Raw genomic sequence first — 2,691 nt, forward strand, 5'->3', positions numbered from 1 at the left:
AAAGTCTGCAAGATTCCCCTTAGATTGATTTTCAGGTGTTTTTGGGCAAATTCCTGCCACAAGACAACTTGTTCTCGGCTGAGATTACTCTTACTTGCCCTACATTTTGGTGCTAGATTTTCACCTTTAAACTGTAGATGAGCTACAAACTGCCCCTCTCCCTTAAAATGATGAGGATACATCCGAGACGTTTCTGGCAGGTCAATACCAGCTACCATTCCATTGATATGCTCTACTGGCAGCAAATCAAAATCATACTCTTCCAGCAACCAATTGACAATCTCTTCGTTTTCTTCAGGTGCCCAGGTACAGGTTGAATAAACCAAGCGACCACCTTCAGCTAGCATGGTTACTGCATCTTCCAGAATTTCTCTTTGCAAACTAGCACATTGACTTGGATAATCTAAGCTCCAATAGTTCATAGCATCAGGTTGCTTACGGAACATCCCTTCCCCTGAGCAAGGGGCATCAAGGACAATGAGGTCAAAATAGCCCTTAAAAACCTTGGCCAAGCGGTCAGCAGATTCATTGGTCACCACAACATTTGTCGCTCCAAAGCGCTCCATGTTTTCTACTAAAATCTTGGCCCGTTTGCTTGAAATTTCATTGGAAACAAGGAGTCCCTCCCCTGCTAGATAGGCTGCTAATTGAGTGGATTTACCTCCCGGTGCAGCTGCCAAGTCCAAAACCTTCATACCAGGACTGGGCTGGGCTACCTGAGCAACCATCTGAGCAGCGGGTTCTTGCGAATAAACTAAACCTGTAGCATGCTCAGGCGATTTCCCTGAAACCTTCCCATAATGACCCCAAGGAGTTTGAGGAATGGCATCAGGAAAGGAAACTGGCGCTTCTTTTAAAGGATTGACCCGAAAGGCCGAAACCGCTTCCTCCTCAAAAGAGGCAAGAAAATCTCTTGCCTCATCTCCTAGTATCTCTTCATATTTTTCAACAAATCCTTCTGGAAATTGCATTTAAGTTCTTTTCCTTTCGTAAATATAGGACTGAATTTCCTCCTGCATCTCAAGAGGTAGCATCATGACCGGTTGTCTGGTTTGAAAATCAAGCGGTTGACCAGAAAGGGTCACAATCCGATAGCCCAGACTTTCCCCTAAAATACTAGCTGCAGCATAATCCCATGGTTGCAGATAGGTGACATAGGTCAATAAATGCCCTGACAAAATCTTGGCAAAACTAATGGCCGCACTCCCATAGACACGTACACCGAGTACAGCCCGACTCAAATCAGCCAGCCCCCATTCGTTGGTTTCCAACATACCACTATTCCCTGCAATGAGAAAATCTCCAAGTGGTTTTGCTTTAAAAGGAGCTAGGGGCTTATCGTTTCGACAAACTGAAAAGGCTCCACCACCATGGTAACAATCCCCTTTGACCACATCATAAATCAGACCAAACTGTCCCTGACCATTTTCAAAATAAGCCATCATGACAGCAAAATCTTCCTGCTGGGCGACAAAATTATTGGTACCATCAATGGGATCAATGACCCAAGCCTTGCCCTCTTGAACCGAGGCTCGCAAACAGCCTTCTTCAGCGCAAATCTTATCCTCAGGATAACGGGACAAAATCTCGCTAACCAAGAGTTCCTGAACTTCCTTGTCCAGTCTGGTCACCAAATCTGTTGGAGAGGACTTGGTCTCAACGCACAAGTCTTCCTGCATATGGTCAAGGATGTACTGGCCTGCTTTCTTAATTAGCTCTTTGGCAAATTCAAATTTACTTTCCAAGAGAAATCTTTCCTTTCCCTTTTTCCTTGGCAGCCTGAACTGCTCGGTAAAGCGAATAGCCACTCACTGTTTCAAATTCTCGTCCCAAACGTTTTTCTTCACTCTTGTTTGGCACGACCTCCTTGAACCCCTTATAAGAGTCCAGTAACTTTTTAGCCTCTACCTTGCCTTCATAGGCAGCTTCAACATCATTAAAAAAAGAAAGCACTGAAGCAAGTTCTTCAGTGCTCCACGACAAATCTAGTGGGTAACTATACTGTTTGTTCATTAACTAATACCAGCTCTCATTCTTGCTTCTTTTAGTTCTTGCTTACGGTAACTACGAGGGAGAAAAGCACGAATCTCATCTTCATTAAAACCGATCTGCATACGTTTGGCATCAATAATAATGGGACGACGCAAAAGACTAGGATACTGCTCAATCAAATGAAGCAATTCTGATACCGAAATACTTTCTACATCAATATCTAATTTTTGAAAAATTTTTGAACGAGTTGAAATGATGTCATCAGTACCATTTTCGGTCAAGGAAAGAATATGTTGCAATTCTTTTCTTGTTAAAGGACTGGTCATAATATTGTGCTCCTCAAAGGGCACCTTATGTTTTTCTAACCAGGCCTTTGCCTTACGACATGAAGTACAGCTCGGTGATAGGAATAGTGTAATCATGCTTTTCTCTTCTTATCTATACTTTGCTACCTCTATTATACAAAAAAATAAAGCGCTTGACTAGATATTTTTAGAAAAAAAGCCTATTTTTTCAAGAAAAATAGACTGTTTGCGAACGATTAATACATTTCTGAATTAGTTAATTCACTCTTAACGATAGTTTCGAATTACACACCTAATTTATACATGTGAAATAAGAACATCTTTCGTTTCACTTCCTACGACTTTTTAGGTAAAGATAGCTAAAGAAGCTTTCATAGAGGGCAAAAAAGAGGAG

General features: G+C 41.9%; 4 protein-coding genes. All 4 read right to left on the minus strand.

Annotated elements, in window-relative coordinates; all coding sequences use genetic code 11:
- Positions 1-971: RsmB/NOP family class I SAM-dependent RNA methyltransferase (locus QZ359_RS01605; RefSeq protein ID WP_293955970.1), on the minus strand; the 971-nt coding region annotated here is incomplete at its 3' end.
- Positions 972-1,745 carry an inositol monophosphatase family protein gene (locus QZ359_RS01610; protein ID WP_261029453.1) on the minus strand — a complete coding sequence of 258 codons (774 nt, stop codon included), beginning with the start codon at positions 1,743-1,745 and terminating at the stop codon, positions 972-974.
- Entirely contained in the window at positions 1,735-2,013 is a 279-nt protein-coding gene (locus tag QZ359_RS01615) for a UPF0223 family protein (protein WP_293955975.1), read from the minus strand. Before QZ359_RS01615 ends, QZ359_RS01610 begins: the two co-directional genes overlap by 11 nt.
- On the minus strand, positions 2,013-2,414 hold the full coding sequence (locus QZ359_RS01620; protein WP_000631254.1) for a Spx/MgsR family RNA polymerase-binding regulatory protein: 402 nt from the start codon (positions 2,412-2,414) through the stop codon (positions 2,013-2,015). The genes QZ359_RS01615 and QZ359_RS01620 overlap by 1 nt, the downstream gene beginning before the upstream one ends.
- Positions 2,415-2,691 lie beyond the last annotated feature (277 nt).

This window comes from Streptococcus sp., assembly GCF_019414905.1.
In the GTDB taxonomy this organism is placed as follows: Bacteria; Bacillota; Bacilli; order Lactobacillales; family Streptococcaceae; genus Streptococcus.

Coding starts and splice junctions, on each gene's coding strand:
- QZ359_RS01615 (WP_293955975.1), bottom strand. CDS start 2,013: ATGAACAAACAGTATAGTTACCCACTAGATTTGTCGTGGAGCACTGAA.
- QZ359_RS01620 (WP_000631254.1), bottom strand. CDS start 2,414: ATGATTACACTATTCCTATCACCGAGCTGTACTTCATGTCGTAAGGCA.